Source organism: Hyphomonas sp., assembly GCF_017792385.1.
In the GTDB taxonomy this organism is placed as follows: Bacteria; Pseudomonadota; Alphaproteobacteria; order Caulobacterales; family Hyphomonadaceae; genus Hyphomonas.
This window is the reverse complement of the sequence record NZ_CP051230.1, coordinates 2,191,202-2,208,076: the sequence shown is the minus strand read 5'-3', so window position 1 is coordinate 2,208,076 and position 16,875 is coordinate 2,191,202. Positions and strand designations below refer to the sequence as shown.

At 63.0% G+C, this 16,875-nt stretch carries 15 protein-coding genes; 6 read left to right on the top strand and 9 right to left on the bottom strand.

What is annotated here, in order from left to right; all coding sequences use genetic code 11:
• Positions 1–68 precede the first annotated feature (68 nt).
• Both HF955_RS11005 and HF955_RS11000 read right to left on the bottom strand, forming a co-directional pair.
• The gene (locus HF955_RS11005) at positions 69–872 is read right to left on the bottom strand and encodes a hypothetical protein (protein ID WP_291075180.1); all 804 of its coding nucleotides are present in this window, start codon (positions 870–872) and stop codon (positions 69–71) included.
• A complete protein-coding gene (locus HF955_RS11000) occupies positions 869–2,053 on the bottom strand; it encodes a hypothetical protein (protein WP_291075179.1) in 1,185 nt (394 codons plus the stop codon). The genes HF955_RS11005 and HF955_RS11000 overlap by 4 nt, the downstream gene beginning before the upstream one ends.
• A gap of 174 nt (positions 2,054–2,227) precedes the next feature.
• Between HF955_RS11000 and HF955_RS10995 the strand changes: the two genes are divergently transcribed.
• Both HF955_RS10995 and HF955_RS10990 read left to right on the top strand, forming a co-directional pair.
• Positions 2,228–3,472, top strand: a complete 1,245-nt coding sequence (locus tag HF955_RS10995) for an acetyl-CoA C-acetyltransferase (RefSeq protein ID WP_291075178.1) — start codon at positions 2,228–2,230, stop codon at positions 3,470–3,472.
• Between the two features lie 146 nt (positions 3,473–3,618).
• Positions 3,619–4,005 carry an STAS/SEC14 domain-containing protein gene (locus tag HF955_RS10990; RefSeq protein WP_291075177.1) on the top strand — a complete coding sequence of 129 codons (387 nt, stop codon included), beginning with the start codon at positions 3,619–3,621 and terminating at the stop codon, positions 4,003–4,005.
• Between the two features lie 3 nt (positions 4,006–4,008).
• Here HF955_RS10990 and arsC read toward each other — a convergent pair whose 3' ends face one another.
• From arsC to HF955_RS10965, 5 genes are all read right to left on the bottom strand, one after another.
• The gene (arsC, locus tag HF955_RS10985; RefSeq protein ID WP_027838028.1) at positions 4,009–4,410 is read right to left on the bottom strand and encodes an arsenate reductase (glutaredoxin); all 402 of its coding nucleotides are present in this window, start codon (positions 4,408–4,410) and stop codon (positions 4,009–4,011) included.
• 68 nt (positions 4,411–4,478) lie between these two features.
• The gene (locus HF955_RS10980) at positions 4,479–5,474 is read right to left on the bottom strand and encodes a hypothetical protein (RefSeq protein ID WP_291075176.1); all 996 of its coding nucleotides are present in this window, start codon (positions 5,472–5,474) and stop codon (positions 4,479–4,481) included.
• A gap of 75 nt (positions 5,475–5,549) precedes the next feature.
• A complete protein-coding gene (locus tag HF955_RS10975) occupies positions 5,550–6,533 on the bottom strand; it encodes a hypothetical protein (protein WP_291075175.1) in 984 nt (327 codons plus the stop codon).
• A gap of 70 nt (positions 6,534–6,603) precedes the next feature.
• Complete coding sequence (gene dnaJ, locus HF955_RS10970; RefSeq protein ID WP_291075174.1) at positions 6,604–7,761, bottom strand: molecular chaperone DnaJ; 1,158 nt, start codon at positions 7,759–7,761, stop codon at positions 6,604–6,606.
• Between the two features lie 107 nt (positions 7,762–7,868).
• Positions 7,869–9,197: a penicillin-binding protein activator gene (locus HF955_RS10965; protein WP_291075173.1), complete on the bottom strand. Its 1,329-nt coding sequence runs from the start codon at positions 9,195–9,197 to the stop codon at positions 7,869–7,871.
• Between the two features lie 104 nt (positions 9,198–9,301).
• Here HF955_RS10965 and rsmI point away from each other — a divergent pair, with 104 nt between their 5' ends.
• Positions 9,302–10,111: a 16S rRNA (cytidine(1402)-2'-O)-methyltransferase gene (gene rsmI / locus HF955_RS10960; protein ID WP_291075172.1), complete on the top strand. Its 810-nt coding sequence runs from the start codon at positions 9,302–9,304 to the stop codon at positions 10,109–10,111.
• Entirely contained in the window at positions 10,104–10,490 is a 387-nt protein-coding gene (locus HF955_RS10955; RefSeq protein ID WP_291075171.1) for a YraN family protein, read from the top strand. The genes rsmI and HF955_RS10955 overlap by 8 nt, the downstream gene beginning before the upstream one ends.
• Here HF955_RS10955 and HF955_RS10950 read toward each other — a convergent pair.
• Positions 10,487–11,722, bottom strand: a complete 1,236-nt coding sequence (locus HF955_RS10950; RefSeq protein ID WP_291075170.1) for an MFS transporter — start codon at positions 11,720–11,722, stop codon at positions 10,487–10,489. The genes HF955_RS10955 and HF955_RS10950 overlap by 4 nt on opposite strands.
• Positions 11,723–11,970: 248 nt before the next feature.
• Between HF955_RS10950 and HF955_RS10945 the strand changes: the two genes are divergently transcribed.
• Positions 11,971–13,089, top strand: coding sequence for an acyl-CoA dehydrogenase family protein (locus tag HF955_RS10945; RefSeq protein WP_291075169.1), 1,119 nt, complete (start codon positions 11,971–11,973; stop codon positions 13,087–13,089).
• A gap of 6 nt (positions 13,090–13,095) precedes the next feature.
• Here HF955_RS10945 and HF955_RS10940 read toward each other — a convergent pair whose 3' ends face one another.
• Entirely contained in the window at positions 13,096–14,613 is a 1,518-nt protein-coding gene (locus HF955_RS10940) for an NAD(P)/FAD-dependent oxidoreductase (RefSeq protein ID WP_291075168.1), read from the bottom strand.
• Positions 14,614–14,821: 208 nt separating this feature from the next.
• Between HF955_RS10940 and HF955_RS10935 the strand changes: the two genes are divergently transcribed.
• On the top strand, positions 14,822–16,852 hold the full coding sequence (locus HF955_RS10935) for a transglycosylase domain-containing protein (RefSeq protein WP_291075167.1): 2,031 nt from the start codon (positions 14,822–14,824) through the stop codon (positions 16,850–16,852).
• The last annotated feature ends 23 nt before the right edge of the window (positions 16,853–16,875 follow it).

Genomic DNA, 16,875 nt, shown 5'->3' with positions numbered 1-16,875 from the left:
CGCCTTTTGGCACAGTATGCCACAGGCGCACGCGGTCGCAAAATACAGGGGCGACGGCCCCGGCGCCGCTACAGGTCGCGCCAGTCCGTCCGCATGCCAAGTTCGGAGAGGATATCGTCCCAGTATTCCTTCAGCGCGCCGCGCTGCAGGTCTGTATAGCGTCCGCGCGGGATGAGGCGGATTTCAATCTCCACACCGGACAGCGACCGCCCGTAGCGCCGCTCGACAGACTCGGCGACGTCCCGCGCCGGCGGCAGGGTGTCCGGCAAGGCACCTGCGCCGCCATAGGCTGAAAACAGGTCCGAATTCTGCAACATGTCCGAGACGATCACGATCCGGCGCGCGGGGGCGTCAGGCGAGAAATTCTCGGTCTGCCCCAGACGGGCCATGGCTTCCAGGATCGGACTGGCGGGGGCCTCTTTCGGCACGACGAGATCCTCGATCACCGCATCCATGGGCGCCTCGAACAATTCCGCATAGCGCGCCTCGATCATGCCGGGATTGCGAAACAGCGGGTTTACCTGGCCGCCCCGCCCCGGATTGCACAGCGAGAATTCCCCGCGCGGATCGAACTGGCCTTCCGCATCCAGTTCGAACAGGGACAATCTCTCCCCGATGTCCAGACGGTCCCGTGTGCGACGGATCAGGCCGGCGATCAGGTCCGCCTGCGCGGCATCATATTCGTCGGTCTTGTCCAGGATGATGGCCGTGTGCGGCGGCAAGTCCTCGCTGACCAGGCACAGCGTCTGCTCATCATAGGGGGCCGGCTTGATGAACTGGTATGCGACAAACCCTCCGGCAATCAGCAGGGCGATGATCGCGAAATTCATATAGGCCATGCGGCGCTGCTGTCGGCGACGGCGGCGGCTCACGCGTCATTCCCCGCACGCGGCTTCACCCGCGGAGTCTTGCCGGTGATGTGCTCGACCGCTTCCGGGGGCACGTCGAACTCGTCGCACAACACATCCGGATCGGTTTCCAGCAGCCGGCGATACTTCTCGACCCGGCCATCCATGGCGCGACGCAGCGTGATCTTCTGCTGTGCGGTCAGCTTGACGCCAATGTCCTCCTCAATGTCTTCGACGATGTCGGAATAGCTGTCATAATAGTCCTCGAGCGCATATTGCAGGTCGCGCCGTGCGCGCTCGATCTGGCGGGCCGCATCGCTGAAGCCGGGAAAGGCCGCATCGGCCTTGCGGCCCTCGAACGCCGCAACCGCAGAGATGGCGAGGCCCAGCGCAAACAGAACCATGGCGTCGAGCGAGTGGAGCGCAAACGGACGGCACATCGCATTGGTCGCGGCGCTGCCGATGGATTTCCCCATTTCAGATTGCAGAATGATTTCACACTCCGACTTGTTTGCAAAGAAACCCATCCATGACGTCGGGCTCGCGCCGATCAGAGGAATTTCACGTTCGACAACGTTCCCTGCTTCATCCCACGAAGTAACGGTAGTGTTTAGATCCACCAACCCCGAAGCGGTCAGATCCAGAATGTTGCGATAGTGCGCAGCGGACAGGTTGACGAGCAAAACAATCACTACACCCACAATAACCGCTAATATTCCAAATCCTTTGATAACGTTCCGGCTGTCGAATCCCAGCAATGGCTTGTTTGGATCAAGACCTATGGAAGCGTGGCGCAGGCCCCAATAGCCGATGATGAAATAGCTGGTCGCCACATTCGCCAGGGAGACCGCTGCCGCCTGGAAGATGCCGCCTGACAGGCCGAACTCACTCTGCTGGGCAAAGAAATAGGCGTTCGCCGCACTCTCGAACAATATGAGCAGGGCGATCAGCGAGAGATTGAGGATGCGCACCTGCGGATGGTCGGAGACATAATGGATGCCCTGCCCTGTGGACTTGCCGAACTGCATCCGCGTTTCAGGAGTCCGCCCATTGCGTCCGCCGCCGAGCTGCCGGAAGCGATAGAAACTGATGGCCGCGCGCGCGGCATAGTCCGCCTGCAGCACCACTTCGTCATAGTCGGTCGACGGTCGGTTTGCGAAATACGCAATGTCTTCGTCTGACAAATCCCTGGCATCGTCAGCCATGCAGCCCTCTCCCCGGTTCATTTCGGATGTAGCTGATAGTTAATGAAATACAAACTGGGCCGTTCCGAACAGGGCGAAAAACAGTTGGACTGCATAACCCGACGTCACGGGTGGCCCTTACGCTTACGTGCGCGTAAAGTGCCTCAAAACATAAATCCAAGGGAGATACCGGACATGGCTGAGGCCTACATCATCGACGCTGTGCGCACACCGCGCGGGATTGGCAAGGTTGGCAAGGGATCGCTGGCCCACCTGCACCCGCAGCATCTGGGCGCGACGGTGCTGGGCGCCATCCGCGATCGCAACAATCTCGATACCTCGACCGTGGACGACATCATCTGGGGCACGTCCAGCCAGCGCGGCGCGCAAGGCGCCGACATGGGCCGCATGGCCGCGCTCGATGCGGGCTTTGACGTGAAGGCGTCCGGCGTGACGCTGGACCGTTTCTGCGGCTCCGGCATCACCACGGTCTCGCTCGCCGCGGCGCAAATCATGTCCGGCATGGAAGACTGCGTCATTGCAGGCGGCTGTGAGATGATGAGCTATACGGCCTCAACGGCCGACCCGAAGAACCCGCCGATGATGGATGCCGGCAATCTTCACCTGCGCGAACTGCACCCGCAATCGCAGCAGGGCGTCTGCGCCGATGCCATTGCGACCCTCGAAGGCATCGACCGCGAGGCCGTCGACCAGCTGGCGGTTACCAGCCAGGACCGCGCCAAGCGCGCCATGGATGAAGGCCGCTTCGATAAATCTGTCGTGCCGGTCTACAATCGTGATGGCACGCTGGCGCTGGAGAAGGATGAATTCCCCCGCCCCGGCACCACGATGGAAAGCCTGTCGGGCCTGAAAACCGTCTTCAACATGTTCATGGACATCCCGGTCGACGATCAGGGCAACACCTATGGCAAGATGGTCACGAAGAAATACCCGCAACTCGAAGGCAAGATGAACCATGTCCATCATGCCGGAAATTCTTCCGGTGTCGTTGACGGCGCAGCGGCCCTTCTGATCACCTCGAAAGACTATGCCGACAAGAATGGCCTGAAGCCGCGCGCCCGCATCGTGGCCACGGCAAACATGGGCGACTGCCCCACCCTGATGCTGAACGCCCCGGTGCCTGCCGCGAAGAAGGTTCTGGAAAAGGCCGGCATGAGCAAGGACGATATCGATGTCTGGGAAATCAACGAGGCTTTCTCGGTGGTTGCCGAGAAATTCATCCGCGACCTCGATCTCGACCGCGAGAAAGTGAACATCAATGGCGGCGCGATGGCGCTTGGCCACCCGATCGGTGCCACCGGCTCGATCCTGATCGGCACGGCGCTGGACGAACTGGAACGGTCCGGCGGCCGCTATGGCCTGGTCACTATGTGCGCCGCTGGCGGCATGGCGCCGGCAATCATCATTGAACGGATTTAAGTTTCCTCCCAGAAATCAAGGAAATCTGTTCAATCCTCTCCCGGCCCGGGCTTGCCTGGGCCGGGCTTTTTTTGTCCTGCACCCGATTTGGAACCCACCCCGGTCCGGCGCGTTGCTTACCCTGAAGCAACCCCAACAGGAGACTCATGCCCTATACGATCCAGGCCGAAACCGAACTTCTCACCACCATCGATGCGCAAGGCGAACTCAACCCGGATGCCATGCCCGAAGCGGTGGACCAATTGATGGAGACCACCAGCGAGGACGCCCCTGGCGGACTTCTGGTCAGACTGCAGCACATGGATCTTGGCAGTCTCCACACAGTGGCCAGCGACTGGTCACGCAAGGCGGAATTCTTCGCGCTTCAGAAGCGGTTCGGCAAGGTAGCGGTTCTGACCGACCAGCCCTGGGTACGCCAGTCAGCGAAAATGCAGGCCGTCGCGCTGCCGGATACCGAATTGAAAGTCTATGACCTCGCCGACGAGGTCGATGCGCGCGTCTGGCTGGAGAAGGTGCCCGCAGAGGCGGCCTGACCGTCAGTCGGGACGGATCACCTCGCCATCTTCCTTCGTGAAGCGCTCCGGCGGCGTATCCAGCAATCCAAACACCTTTTCAGAGGGACGGCACAGCGCCGTCCCTTTTTTGGTGACCACGATGGGCCGGTTCACGAGGATCGGGTGTTTCAGCATCGCCTCGAACAGGATGGCATCGTCCACGGCCGGGTCTGTAAGCCCCAATTCTTCCGCAGGGCTTTTCGACGTGCGGAGCGCCTGTCGCGGTGTAAGGCCCGCCGCGGCGAGAAGGCCGGCCAGCAATTCCCGTGTCCAGCCGCGCTCAAGATAGGCAACGACTTCCGGTTCCTCGCCGCTCGCCCGGATGATCTCAAGCACATTGCGCGAGGTGCCGCAGTCCGGATTGTGATAGATTGTGACGCTCATCTGCCTGTCTCCAAAGCCCGCCTGACGTCCCATGCAACACCTGCGCGGCCAGGTCCAGACCCTGGCAATCAGGCAGGGCCCTGGGCCCGTTCCAGAACATCCAGCAGCAGGGCCTCACCGCGATGATCCCTTGCGGCGCCGCATGCCTGTGCCGGATGCTGCCGGGCCCGCGCCATGTCGAGCAGAATCGGATGGATATAGGAGGATTTGGCAATGGCGGGCGTGTTTCCCAGCACGCCGGCAGCAGCCTCGCACACCGTCTTGACCGTCGCCGGCTCATTGCGGGCCAGCGCCTCGACGGCGGCAACGCTGCCCTTCCACGTCCGGAAATCCTTGGCCGTGAAGGGTAGTCCAAGCGTGTCCTGGATATAGGCATTCACATCCTGTGCGGTCGGCCTGATTTTTCGGGAGCGGAACAGGAAGACGCCCTTCTCCGCCATGAGGCGGTCCAACGTCCGGGCCAGCAGCTTGTCCCGGACCGTCACACGGCGCGCCGTCCCGCCCTTGCCCTTGTAGACGCAGACCACGCGGTGGCCTTCAATCCGCACATGCGACTTGCGCAGGCTGACAGCGCCATAGGTCTTCCGGCCGGACCGGCCAATGCGCAGCGCGCCCTTGTCCAGCAGACGGACGATTGCAGCCAGCCGCACATCGCGCGGGCAATCGGAATGCGTCAGGTCGTGACGCACACGCCGGCGCAGTTCCGGCAAGGCGTGGCCGAAGGCGATGAGATCATCAAACTTCGCGGAATTGCGCGCAGCAGACCAGGTAGGGTGATACCGGTATTGCAGCCGGCCGGCCTCGTCGCGGCCTGTTGCCTGAATATGCCCGCGTGGATTGGGACAGATCCAAACATCTGTCCAGGCCGGCGGCAGGACCAGCGCGCGGCACCGTTCCGCACGTTTGCCTTTCAAAGTCTGTCCCTTGTCATCCTTATACGTGAATCCCTTGCCACATTGCTTGCGGGTCCAGCCGGACGCTGCCGGATCGGACCGGACGAGACCAATGGCCTCTGCCGTCACGCCTTCGCGGCACAGCGTATCGGGCGGGGAACTGAAGGGCATGGCGTCTCTCTCGGGTGAGTTCCCGGATCAACGATGGCTGAGGACAGTCGGTTCCCGCGCCGGGCATACGGCCCGCTAGTCCTCGTCGAGAAAGGTGCCCAGCGTGTCCTTGAATTCCGGCCATGTGATCTCGAACAGGGGGTCCCCATCGGCGCCCAGCCCTTCCAGCTTGCGAAAGCCGAACATCTGTCCCATCCGCAGGATACTGCGCCGCTCAACCTGCATGATGAACGGCACGGTTTCGAGATCGAAGTCGGAAGCGACCTTCCAGATATGATGCACATGATTTCGGACCAGCCGACGGATTGCGGTGGACCCGTCCGCCTTGCCTCCGGTGGGCCGATACGTCGTCAGCATACCGATGGCAAAGAGAAGGATGCAGCCACATGGCTCTCCGCGGGCGGCGACATGGATGTCCATGACGTCATGATCCGAAAGCGAGCCGCGCTTGTAGAGATGGGTCGCGGTGGGGTTCAGGGGAATGACCATGGATATGCCCATGCGCTGGCCCGTCTCGTCCAGGACAAAGGCGAAACTCTGCGGATAGCGGTCCTGAATACTGCTATTGCGCAGAAGCTTGTCAGCATAGTCCCCGGAATAGTTTGCGCTTTCCTCGAAGCATTCGGCATTCATGCGGCTGAATTCCTTCAGCGCATCAGTTTCGGACACGATTTCCAGTTCGTCGGATGGAAAGCGGAGCTGTCCGAAATCCGCCAGCGCGTTGATGTCCTTGATCAGGTGCGGCTGGCGCTTGCGGACGATGCCCTCAGCAACCTGTTCAGCCGGATTGCGCGTCAGCAGGTAGCGCAACAGGGGCAGCGCCACCACCAGGGTCAACGTCACGGCCTGCGCCAGTCCAACCAGGTTGAACACCGCCGAACTCATCTGGCCGGCATTGCGTGCCCAGTCGGCAAGATGGGGAAGGAAGAAGGCAACCAGCCGGACCGCCGTGCTGGCGACCAGGATGACCAGCACCCCGATCCAGATCCATCTCTCGATCCGCGAGAGATCGCTCAGTCCCTGCCGGACTTTCCGGAATGCGCCTGCTGCGTTCATCATGCCCCTGCCATCGTGCCGTCCATGCGCGGCAGATAGGGCGTGTTTGCCGGTCAGGGCAAGCTATGTGGGTCTAGTTCGGGCGGTGCTCGTCATGGTCGCCGCTCCAGAAGCGCTTGATCCGGCCGAGGAAGCCTTCGCTTTCCGGATGGCAGTCTGCGCCGGTGCACTCACAGAATTCGCGCATCAGCTCCTTCTGGCGGGCCGACAGATTGCGCGGTGTTTCAACGAACATTTCGACGAACAGATCGCCCGTATGGCCGGACTGGCGGACAGACGGCATGCCCTTGCCGCGCAGGCGCAGTTTGCGGCCCGTTTGCGCGCCTTCCGGCACAACAACACGGGCGCGACCGCCATCAATGGTCGGGATCTCGATTTCCCCGCCGAGCGCTGCGGTCGCCATCGGCACCGGCGCGCGGCAATAGAGGTTCGGGCCATCGCGCTCGAAAATGTCATGCTCGACAACATCCACGAAGATGTAGAGATCGCCGCTAGGACCGCCCTGTTCACCGGGCTCGCCCTCGCCTGACAGACGGATGCGCATGCCGCTTTCGACACCGGCGGGAATCTTCACCTGCAGCTTGCGCTCCTCGCGGACCTGACCGGCACCGCCGCACTCTTTGCAGGGTTTCTTGATGATCTTGCCCTTGCCGCCACACCGCACACAGGTGCGCTCCATGGTGAAGAAGCCCTGCTGGGCGCGCACACGGCCATGGCCGTCACAGGTATCGCAGGTTTCCGGCTTGGTGCCCGGAGCCGCGCCCGATCCGTCACACCCGGTACAGGGCACGGCTTGCGGCACATGAATGGTTTCTTCCTTGCCGGCCCAGGCTTCGGCCAGCGTGATCTCCAGATCGTAGCGCAAATCCGCGCCGCGCTGGGGCCCGCCCCGGCGACGACCGCCGCCAAAGCCGCCCGCGCCGAACACCTGGCTGAACAGATCGGAGAAGATGTCTTCCGGATTGACGCCCTGACCGAAGGGATTGCCGCCGCCTCCGCCGCCATTCTCGAAGGCAGCATGGCCAAACCGGTCATAGGCCGCGCGTTTCTGACCGTCGCTGAGAATGGCATAGGCCTCACCGACTTCCTTGAATTTCTCTTCCGCTTCCGGATTCCCCGCATTCTGGTCAGGATGATACTTCATCGCCAGTTTGCGATAGGCGGACTTCAGCTGTTTCTCGTCCGCATCCTTGGATACGCCCAAAATCTCGTAATAGTCGCGCTTGCTCATGGAATGGCTATCGTCTTCCAGGATTGTGTCTCACCAGCCGGTCATGTGGGGAACACGTGCGCCATACGCAAGGGAGTGTCACAGATGGCGCCGCGTCAGGTGTCCCGTCAGCTCGGGCCAGTCTGGCCGGTCGGGAAGGACTGAACCCCGCCTTCCACCAGTTCGGCGCCGCCGGGCTGGATCTGCATCACCGCCAGCCCCCGTTCCGACGTGCCGTCAATCCGGAACCGGAACAGGCCGTTGACGCCGAAGAAGCCGTCTGGATCGGTGACGCCGCCATAGGTCAGGCTGTCATCGGCGGCCAGTCGCACCGTCAGCGCGGCAGCATCATAGGCCAGCGCCGCCAGATCGGTTGGCGCGCGGCCATAGATCCGGCGATAGGTTTCGCTGAATGCCGTCTTGTTGGCCGGATCGGTCGCAGCGAAATATCCCCCGCGCAGGGTCGGTTCCCGCCAGATGCTGGAATCGTCCCAATAGGACGTGCCGATCAGCTTCACCTCACGCATGTCCACGCCATTGTAGGGCAGCAGCGGGGCCACCGACAGCAGCTTCACGCCCCGTTCCGGAATCATCACGGCGACGCGGCCCGGCCGACCGGCCAGTTCGGTCTTCAACACGCTGGCAATCTGGCGCGCTTCGGCTCCGGCCCCACTGTCCTCACCGTAGAATGCCGATGCCGCTACCACGGCGCCGAGACGGCTTGCCTCGAACCGCATCGCGGCTTCGACCTGACGGCCATAGGCCGAGCGCGGCCCGAGGAAGACGAATGTGTCCACGCCGCGCGCGGCCACATATTCCATTACACGGCGCACTTCCTCGTCCGGAGAGATCGAGGCGAGATAGGCCCCACCCCCGGCAGCCGAGCGATCATTGGAAAAGGCGATGACGGGGATTTCCTCCTCACGGGCCTTCTCGCGAACGGTCTTGACGTTGGCCCCGAACAGCGGGCCCAGCACGACATCCACCTTGTCCTCAAAGGCTTCATCGATCCGGGCTTCGGCCACCGACGTCTTGCCGGCCGTGTCCTTGGGGATGATCAGGAAGTCCCGGTCGGCATACTCAAAAAGGGCGAGTTCGATGCCGGCCAGCATGCTTTCCGCTTCGGCGCGGACATTGGCATTGGGATGGGAGAATGGCAGCAGCACCGCCGCGCGCTTGATCTCGCGCCCCTCCATGAAGGGCGGCGTCAGCCCCCGGTCACCGCGCCCGCGGCGCGCGTCGCCGATATCGTCGATGTCTCCGATCTCGATGTCTTCACCCGACGTGTCGCCCAGATCCCGCGGGACGCCGGTCACCGGCTCCTCGCGCGGCTCTCCGGTGCCGATGGGCACTGGCTGGCGCGCAGGCGCTGTGGCACAGGCCGTGGCCAGAAGCAGCGAGGCCAACAGAAGACTTGGCGCGGGAAGCTTCCTGAGCAATGGTTGAAGCAATGTCATCTCCTGATCCTTCTGACTCCGGGGCGATTCCCGCCTCCGCCGACTCTAGGCCCGGCCTCCCTACGGGGCAACCGGCTGTATCTCTGGATCCGGGCCTCTATGTGGTGTCCACCCCGATCGGCAATCTGCGGGACATCACCTTGCGCGCGCTGGACGTTCTGGCTGCTGCCGATGAAGTTCTGGCAGAAGACACACGGGTCGCCGGAAAGCTGATGTCGGCCTACGGGCTTAAGGTGCGGCTCAGCCCCTATCATGACCACAATGGGGCGGAACGGAGACCGGGCCTGATCCGCGCCCTGCAGGACGGCGCCCGCATCGCGCTGATCTCGGATGCCGGCACACCGCTTGTCTCCGATCCGGGCTGGAAGCTGGCGCATGAGGCGCTGGAGGCCGGGGTGAAAGTGATCCCGGTGCCAGGAGCGTCGGCCATGCTGGCGGGTCTGGTCGCCAGTGGCCTGCCAAGCGACAAATTCCTGTTTGCCGGATTCCTGCCACCGAAATCCGGGGCGCGGAAATCGGCCGCCGAAACGCTGAAGGCCGTGCCCGGCACGCTGATCTTCTATGAAAGCGGGCCACGCCTTGCGGATGCGCTGGCGGACCTGGCTGCGGTGTTCGGCCCGCGCGAGGCAGCGGTGACGCGGGAGCTGACCAAACTGTTCGAGGAGATCCGGCGCGGAACGCTTTCGGAGTTGGCAGCCCATTATGCCGAGGCCGGCCCGCCACGCGGCGAGATCGTGCTGCTGGTTGGCCCGCCGGGCGAGGCGGAAATCACGCCGGAGAAACTGGACGCCGCACTGCGGGACGCGCTGGACGGCCAACCGACCAAGGCCGCCGCGAATGCCGTGGCCGAAGCCCTCGGCCTGCCGAAGCGGGACGTCTATCAGCGCGCCCTGAAACTGAAGGCCGATGGCTGACCGGGCATCTCGCAGCGCCCGCCGCAAGGCCGCCGAACGGCGCGGCCGCACCGGCGAAGCCCTTGCCGCCCTGTTCCTGCGCCTGAAAGGCTATCGCATCCTGGCCAGCCGGGTACGAACCCCTGTGGGCGAGATTGATCTGGTGGCTGAAAAGGCAGGCATCATCGCCTTTGTGGAAGTGAAGGCCCGGCGGGAGGCCCGCCTCGCGCTTGAAGCCGTCAGCCCGTACGCATGGCAGCGGATCGCGCGCGCCGCCGAAAACTGGATGGCCCGCCGTCCGCACTATGCAGGTCATGGCTGGCGCTATGACCTGATCGCCATTGCGCCGCGGCGCCTGCCGGTTCACCTGCGCGACGCCTGGCGGCCGGGCCTGGCCTAGGCTTTCGGCTGCGCCTTGGCGCGCTTTCTGTAGACGCGGGTGAGCGGGCTCTTGGCCATCGGAATATAGCGGGATTTCTTGCCGACAATGCGGGGCCGTTTGACCCCGATCCGCAACAGGCTGAACACCGCCAGCACGAGATAGACACCGGCAATGTACCAGAACAGGGCCGCCGGCTCGAATGCGCTCATCACCAGCGCGCCGACCAGTGCGCCGACCACAGATCCAACGCCGTAGAGCAGCAACAGGCCGCCACTGGTCGCCACGGCCTTGCCGACGGCTGCATGGTCATTGGCGTGCGCCGCGCAGATACCGAACACGGGAATGATGAAGGCGCCGAACAGGAAGCTGAAACCCAGCATGGCGTTTTCCGACAGGCCCGCAAAACTGGCCAGCAGGGCCGAAGCGCCGGCACCGAGCAGCGAGCTGCCGACGATCACGAACCGTCGGTCCACCTTGTCGGACAGGGACCCGGTGGGAAACTGGAACAGTCCCGCCCCGATGATCGCCGTGCTCATGAAGGCTGCGATGGCCGCGGAGCCATAGCCCAGTTCCTGCACATAGACCGGCGCCATGCCCCAGAAGGCCGCATTGGCCAGCCCGGTGGCCGCCGCGCCAACAGCGCCGACCGGCGAGACCCGATACAGCTCGACAATGTCCAGCTTGGCCGTCTCCAAGGGTGCAGGCGAGGTCGACCGCGTCAACGCCACCGGCACGAGCGCAATGGAGATGAGGATCGAAACCAGAATGAACAGCTGGAATCCTTCCGGCGGCGCGATGGCCAGCAGGCCGTTGCCTATGGTGACGGCGCCCAGGTCGACAATCCGGTAGACTGACAGCACCTTGCCCCGGTTCTCATTCGTCGCGCGTTCATTGATCCAGCTTTCCAGCACCATGGTAAGCCCGGCAAAGCTGAACCCGGTGACGAAGCGCAGCGCGCTCCACGACACCGGTTCGACAAACAGGATGTGCGCCAGCGCGCTGGACGAGGCGATGGACGCCAGGGCGACAAAGGCCCGGATATGGCCGACGCCCTTGATCATGCCCGGCACGAACCGGCAGCCGAGAATGAACCCCGCATAATAGGCCGAAGCCAGCAGGCCGATCACGGCTGTCGGAAACCCTTCGAGATCCCCGCGGACCGAGAGAAGCGTGCTCTGCAGGCCATTGCCCGCATAGAGAATGGCAGCGGCAAACAACAGGGCGGCAATGGCTGAGATGGATTTGAACATTCGAGCCTTTCAAGCGCGAGCGTTTCGGATCGGGTGGACACCGGCGCGAACACGATACGCGGGGCAACGTTCCCGAAGCGGCCTGTAGAAATCCTGCCCGCAGCTGTCAATTGATCGGCGCAGGACCAGTGTCGACCACACGCAGCCGTGATGCAACCAGCCCGGCGCCTGACCCCGTACTTCCCCTGATAGGCAAGCCGCCGTTTCAGCGCCTTACTGATGGTGCGCTCAAATCAAGGGAGGGCGACATGGATGGAAGTTTTCCGGCTGCTGCGGACATGCACGGACAAGCCGATGAGGCATTCCGGGCCGAGATTGATGCCTTTCTGGATGCCGAGCTGACGGAGGAGTTGCGTGCGGCAGGTCGGGAGACAACGGGACTGAAATCCCCTCGCTGGGCATGCGACGCGTGGCGCAAGCGGCTGAACGCACGAGGGTGGTTTGCGCCCTCCTGGCCGGTCGAATACGGGGGGGCAGGCTGGAGCGCGGAACAGCGGCTCTACTTCGAAAATGCCTGTGCCGAACGGGACGCTCCCATCGTAATGAATTCCGGCGTGCGCACGATTGGACCGCTGATCATCGCCGAAGGCACCGAGGCACAAAAGGCGCACTACCTGCCCGCGATCCTGACGGGCGAGCATGAATGGTGCCAGGGGTTTTCGGAACCTCAGGCCGGATCCGACCTGTCGGCCCTGTCCCTGCGCGCCACGCAAGAAGGCGACGCTTTCGTGCTGAACGGCAGCAAGGTGTGGACGAGCTTTGCGCACTACGCCACGCACATGTTCCTGCTGGCCCGTTGCGAGCCGGGCAGCATGGGCCGCGACGGCCTTGTCTTCCTGCTGGTGGAGATGAACCGGCCCGGTATCCGCGTCCGCCCGATCGACTTCATCAGCGGCGAGCACGAGACCAATGAAGTATTCTTCGACAATGTCCACACGCCCGCAGCCGACAGGATCGGCGAGGTCGGCGCGGGATGGACGGCGGCCAGGGCATTGATGGCAATCGCCCGGTCCAACAACACGACAACCGGCCTGCTGCGCCGGGCCTTGCGCGCGGCGAAGCGTGGCATGGCCGGGGCCCCACCTTCCCGCGACCTGACGATTCTGGCAATGAAGGTGGATGCTTTCGAAGCCCTCGAAGCCCGCGCGTCAGGCGGCGACGTCGCCGTCAGCCCGGCTGCCCGGTCTTCCGTGTTGAAAGTTCTGGCCACGGAGCTCCATCAGGCGATCACCGAGGCCGGTCTGGCGATTGCGCCGAACAGTCATTTCGCCCAGGCAAAATACCTCTCCACCCGGGCAGCGACGATCTATTCGGGCACAAGCGAGGTACACCGCAACATTCTGGCACACGCCATTGGGTGCCCGTGAGACGCGTCAGGCCGTCTCCGGCACTTTAGCCGTCTGGCGGTCATAGACGAATTCGGCGCCGTCGAGATCGATCAGGGGCATTTCGTCCTTCTCACGCCAGTAATCCTGGGAATGCTGCCAGATGTCGTGCGCGCCGCGCTTGGGCATCAGGTGGAGCGACCGCATCATGTAGCCGGGATTGAAATTGTCCGGGTCCATCCAGGGCAGGATTTCCATATCGCGATCCTCGTCGCGCAACTCGACCCGAACTTCCTTCGCGCCGATCCGGTCCATGTGTTTCAGCAGGCGGCTGATGAAATCTCCCATCAGATCTACGCGCAGGGTCCAGCTGGCGCGGAAATAGCCGAAGACCCATGCCATGTTCGGCACACCCGTGAACATCATGCCACGATAGGTGACCGTCTGGCTGAAATCGATGGGGGCTCCATCCTTCGAGAACGGAATGTCTCCGAGAACCGACAGGTTGAAGCCGGTCGCCGTAATGATGATGTCGGCCTCCAGTTCCTCGCCGGATTTCAACAGGATGCCCGACTCGGTGAAGCGGTCGATATGATCCGTCACAACGCTGGCCTTGCCGCTGGCGATGCCCTGGAACAGGTCACCATCCGGCACGAAGGCGATGCGTTGCTGCCAGGGGCGGTATTTCGGCGTGAAGTGCGGGTCGATCGGATAGTCGGGCCCGAGCAGGTCGCGTACGCCCTTCAACAGTTCGGCCCGCACAATGTCCGGCTGCTCCTGCGCCAGCTGGGTGAATTTCGCCTGATCAAACAGGACCCGCTTGCGAATGATCTTGTGGATCCAGTCGGCATCCACGCCTTCTTCCCGCAGGGCATCGGCGAGTTCGTTCACATTCCGCCCCGGCGTGAAATAGGTGGGCGAGCGCTGCAGCAGCGTAACATGATCGCAATCGGCGGCAATGGCGGGTACGACGGTTGCCGCGGTGGCGCCGGACCCGATGCAGATGACTTTCTTGCCCGACAGATCGACATCATCCGGCCAGGTCTGGGGGTGGATGATCTGCCCCCGGAAGCTGTCCATGCCCTCCCATTCGGGCGTGTAACCCTTCTCGTGATTGTAATAGCCCTGGCACATCCAGAGGAAGCTGGCCGTGAACTTGCGCGTCTCGCCAGTCGCCTCATCGCGGGCGGTCAGGGTCCAGACCTTGTCATCGGACGACCAGTCCGCTGCGAGAATGCGGTGACTGTAGCGGATATGCTGGTCCAGATCGTTTTCTTCGATCACTTCGCCCATATAGGTCAGGATTTCCTGCGCCGCGGCAATGGGCGCCCCTTCCCATGGCTTGAACCGGTATCCGAAAGTGTAGAGGTCACTGTCCGAGCGGATGCCGGGATAGGTGTGAGTACGCCAGGTGCCGCCATAGCCGGCCTGTGCTTCCAGGACACAAAAGCTCTTGTCCGGGCATTGGTGGCGCATATGCCAGGCCGCGCCGATGCCGGATATGCCGGCGCCGACGATCAGGACGTCAAAATGCTCTGCGGGCGTGGCGGGATGCGATGACGACATGGTTTCCTCCGGAATGCCGGGTATCTCAGGGGCCCCGGTCGTTGCCGGTCCCAGTGAACCAGCTTGTTTTCTGCATATCACTCAGGAACAATCCCTATTGTAAGGCATAACCTCGCGGCAGGGTGGCAGGATCAGCAAATGCCTTCACCTTGCCCCATTCCTTGGGCATTCAGCTTTCCTCAATCTGCATCCCCTTATTCAGGACTTCATGGCGAAAACTCCCCGCAAACCACCCGCAAAAGCGAAGAAGGCCGCCTCCGGGCGCAGCGCGGCCGCTGCAGTGCCGGTGCGAGGGGGATTGCTGCGCGCCAGATGGGTCCGCTATCTGGTACTTGTGATCCTGTGCGGCCTGCTGATCGGGGCGGGGTGGGCGTTCTGGAAATGGCGCTCGCTCTATTTCGGCATGCCGGACCTGCCCCCGATTGCCGACCTCTGGGATGCCAAGCGTGAAGCGGCCATCGAATTCATCGATCGCGACGGCAATACGCTGGCGGTGCGCGGGCCCCGTTATGGCCGCGCAACCCATGTCAGCCAGTTGCCGCCTCATGTGCCGCAGGCTTTCATCGCGGCCGAGGACAAGCGGTTCTACGAACATGACGGCGCAGACGATGCGGCTATCGCCCGGGCTGCCTGGTCAAACATGCGGGCCGGCGAGACCGTATCCGGCGCCTCGACCATTACCCAGCAGTTGATCAAGAACCTCGTCCTCGACAGCCGCCAGACCATTTCGCGCAAGGCGCAAGAAATGAAGCTGGCGCGTGAGCTTGAAACGAAACTGAGCAAGGACGAGATCCTGTCGCTCTACCTGAACCGGGTCTATTTCGGTGCAGGCCTCTACGGCATCGACGCCGCATCGCGTTATTATTTCGGCAAGCCGCCGGAAGAACTGAACATTGCCGAAGCCGCCGTGCTGGCCGCCCTGCCGAAAGCTCCGTCGAAACTGAACTTGCGGGACAATCTGGACGGTGCAAAGGCCCGCCAGCTCTATGTCCTGGAACAGATGGCCGATCTCGGCTTCATCACTGCAGATCAGGTGACCGATGCGATCGAAACCGATCTTACCATTATCGACGCCCCCGAATATGACGCGCAGCTTGGCTATGTCCTGGACACCGTCGCCGACCGGGTGGAACTGATGCTGCCGCGCCCGCCCGGGGACATGGTGGTGACAATCTCCATTGATGTGGCCCTGCAGGACAAGATCCGCGCCAAGCTCAATGAGCGCATGGACGCTGACGGCAAAGCCGCCAAGGCAAGCCAGGCGTCGGCCCTTGTGATCGACCGGGACGGGCGGGTCGTGGCGCTGGTCGGAGGGCGGGACTTCACCGAGTCCGAGTTCAATCGCGTGACCCAGGCCAAGCGGCAGCCGGGCTCCAGTTTCAAGCCATTTGTCTATGCCGCAGCGCTGGAAAGCGGGTTCTCGTCATTCGACGTGTTCGACGATGCGCCACTCTCCATCGGCAAATGGAAACCGGAAAACTATGGTGGCGGATTTCTCGGTCCGATGACGCTGAGCGAAGCCATGGCCCGCTCCACCAATACGATTGCGGCGGAACTGACCCAGGAAGCCAGCGAGGAAAGCGTCATCAACATCGCCCGCCGGTTCGGGATCACGACGCCCCTGCAGCCCTTCCCGTCGATTGCGCTGGGCAGTCAGGAAGTGTCTCTCTGGGAAATCACGCGCGCCTTCGGCACGCTGCAATCCGGCGGATTGCGCATGGACCCCTGGCTGATCGAGAAGATCGAGAATTCCCGGGGCGATGTGCTCTACACGCGCCCGGACTATAATCGAGACCGCGTGTTCGACCATGAACTCGCGAAGGAAATGAATGCGATGATGGCCCGCGTCGTGAACGCGAAATTCGGCACGGGACGCCGCGCCCGGTTCGGCAACTGGATGATCGCCGGCAAGACCGGCACCAGCCAGGATTGGCGGGACGCCTGGTTCATCGGCTACACGGCTGCCTATGTGGGCGGGGTCTGGGTCGGCAATGATGATGACAGCCCGATGGAGAAAGTGTCCGGCGGCGGCCTGCCGGCGGACCTCTGGTCCGACATCATGGAAATCGCGCATGCGGGCATGCCGCCCGAGCCGCTGCTGGGGGCCGAGCCCGGCCTGGAAATGAGCGAGGAGGCAGAAGAGCGGATCACCTTCTATCGCGGCATGGCGCAGGCCTTTGGGGCCGCCGCCGGATCGCGCAGCGGAAGCGGAAGCCGCGTTCGCGTCATCCGTCCGTGACCGGCGGTATGACAGACGGGACT

Bases quoted from the DNA above. Each gene is read 5' to 3' on its own strand.
- HF955_RS11000 (WP_291075179.1), bottom strand. From the start codon at position 2,053: ATGGCTGACGATGCCAGGGATTTGTCAGACGAAGACATTGCGTATTTC.
- HF955_RS10995 (WP_291075178.1), top strand. From the start codon at position 2,228: ATGGCTGAGGCCTACATCATCGACGCTGTGCGCACACCGCGCGGGATT.
- HF955_RS10990 (WP_291075177.1), top strand. From the start codon at position 3,619: ATGCCCTATACGATCCAGGCCGAAACCGAACTTCTCACCACCATCGAT.
- arsC (WP_027838028.1), bottom strand. From the start codon at position 4,410: ATGAGCGTCACAATCTATCACAATCCGGACTGCGGCACCTCGCGCAAT.
- HF955_RS10980 (WP_291075176.1), bottom strand. From the start codon at position 5,474: ATGCCCTTCAGTTCCCCGCCCGATACGCTGTGCCGCGAAGGCGTGACG.
- HF955_RS10975 (WP_291075175.1), bottom strand. From the start codon at position 6,533: ATGATGAACGCAGCAGGCGCATTCCGGAAAGTCCGGCAGGGACTGAGC.
- dnaJ (WP_291075174.1), bottom strand. From the start codon at position 7,761: ATGAGCAAGCGCGACTATTACGAGATTTTGGGCGTATCCAAGGATGCG.
- HF955_RS10965 (WP_291075173.1), bottom strand. From the start codon at position 9,197: ATGACATTGCTTCAACCATTGCTCAGGAAGCTTCCCGCGCCAAGTCTT.
- HF955_RS10955 (WP_291075171.1), top strand. From the start codon at position 10,104: ATGGCTGACCGGGCATCTCGCAGCGCCCGCCGCAAGGCCGCCGAACGG.
- HF955_RS10950 (WP_291075170.1), bottom strand. From the start codon at position 11,722: ATGTTCAAATCCATCTCAGCCATTGCCGCCCTGTTGTTTGCCGCTGCC.
- HF955_RS10945 (WP_291075169.1), top strand. From the start codon at position 11,971: ATGGATGGAAGTTTTCCGGCTGCTGCGGACATGCACGGACAAGCCGAT.
- HF955_RS10940 (WP_291075168.1), bottom strand. From the start codon at position 14,613: ATGTCGTCATCGCATCCCGCCACGCCCGCAGAGCATTTTGACGTCCTG.
- HF955_RS10935 (WP_291075167.1), top strand. From the start codon at position 14,822: ATGGCGAAAACTCCCCGCAAACCACCCGCAAAAGCGAAGAAGGCCGCC.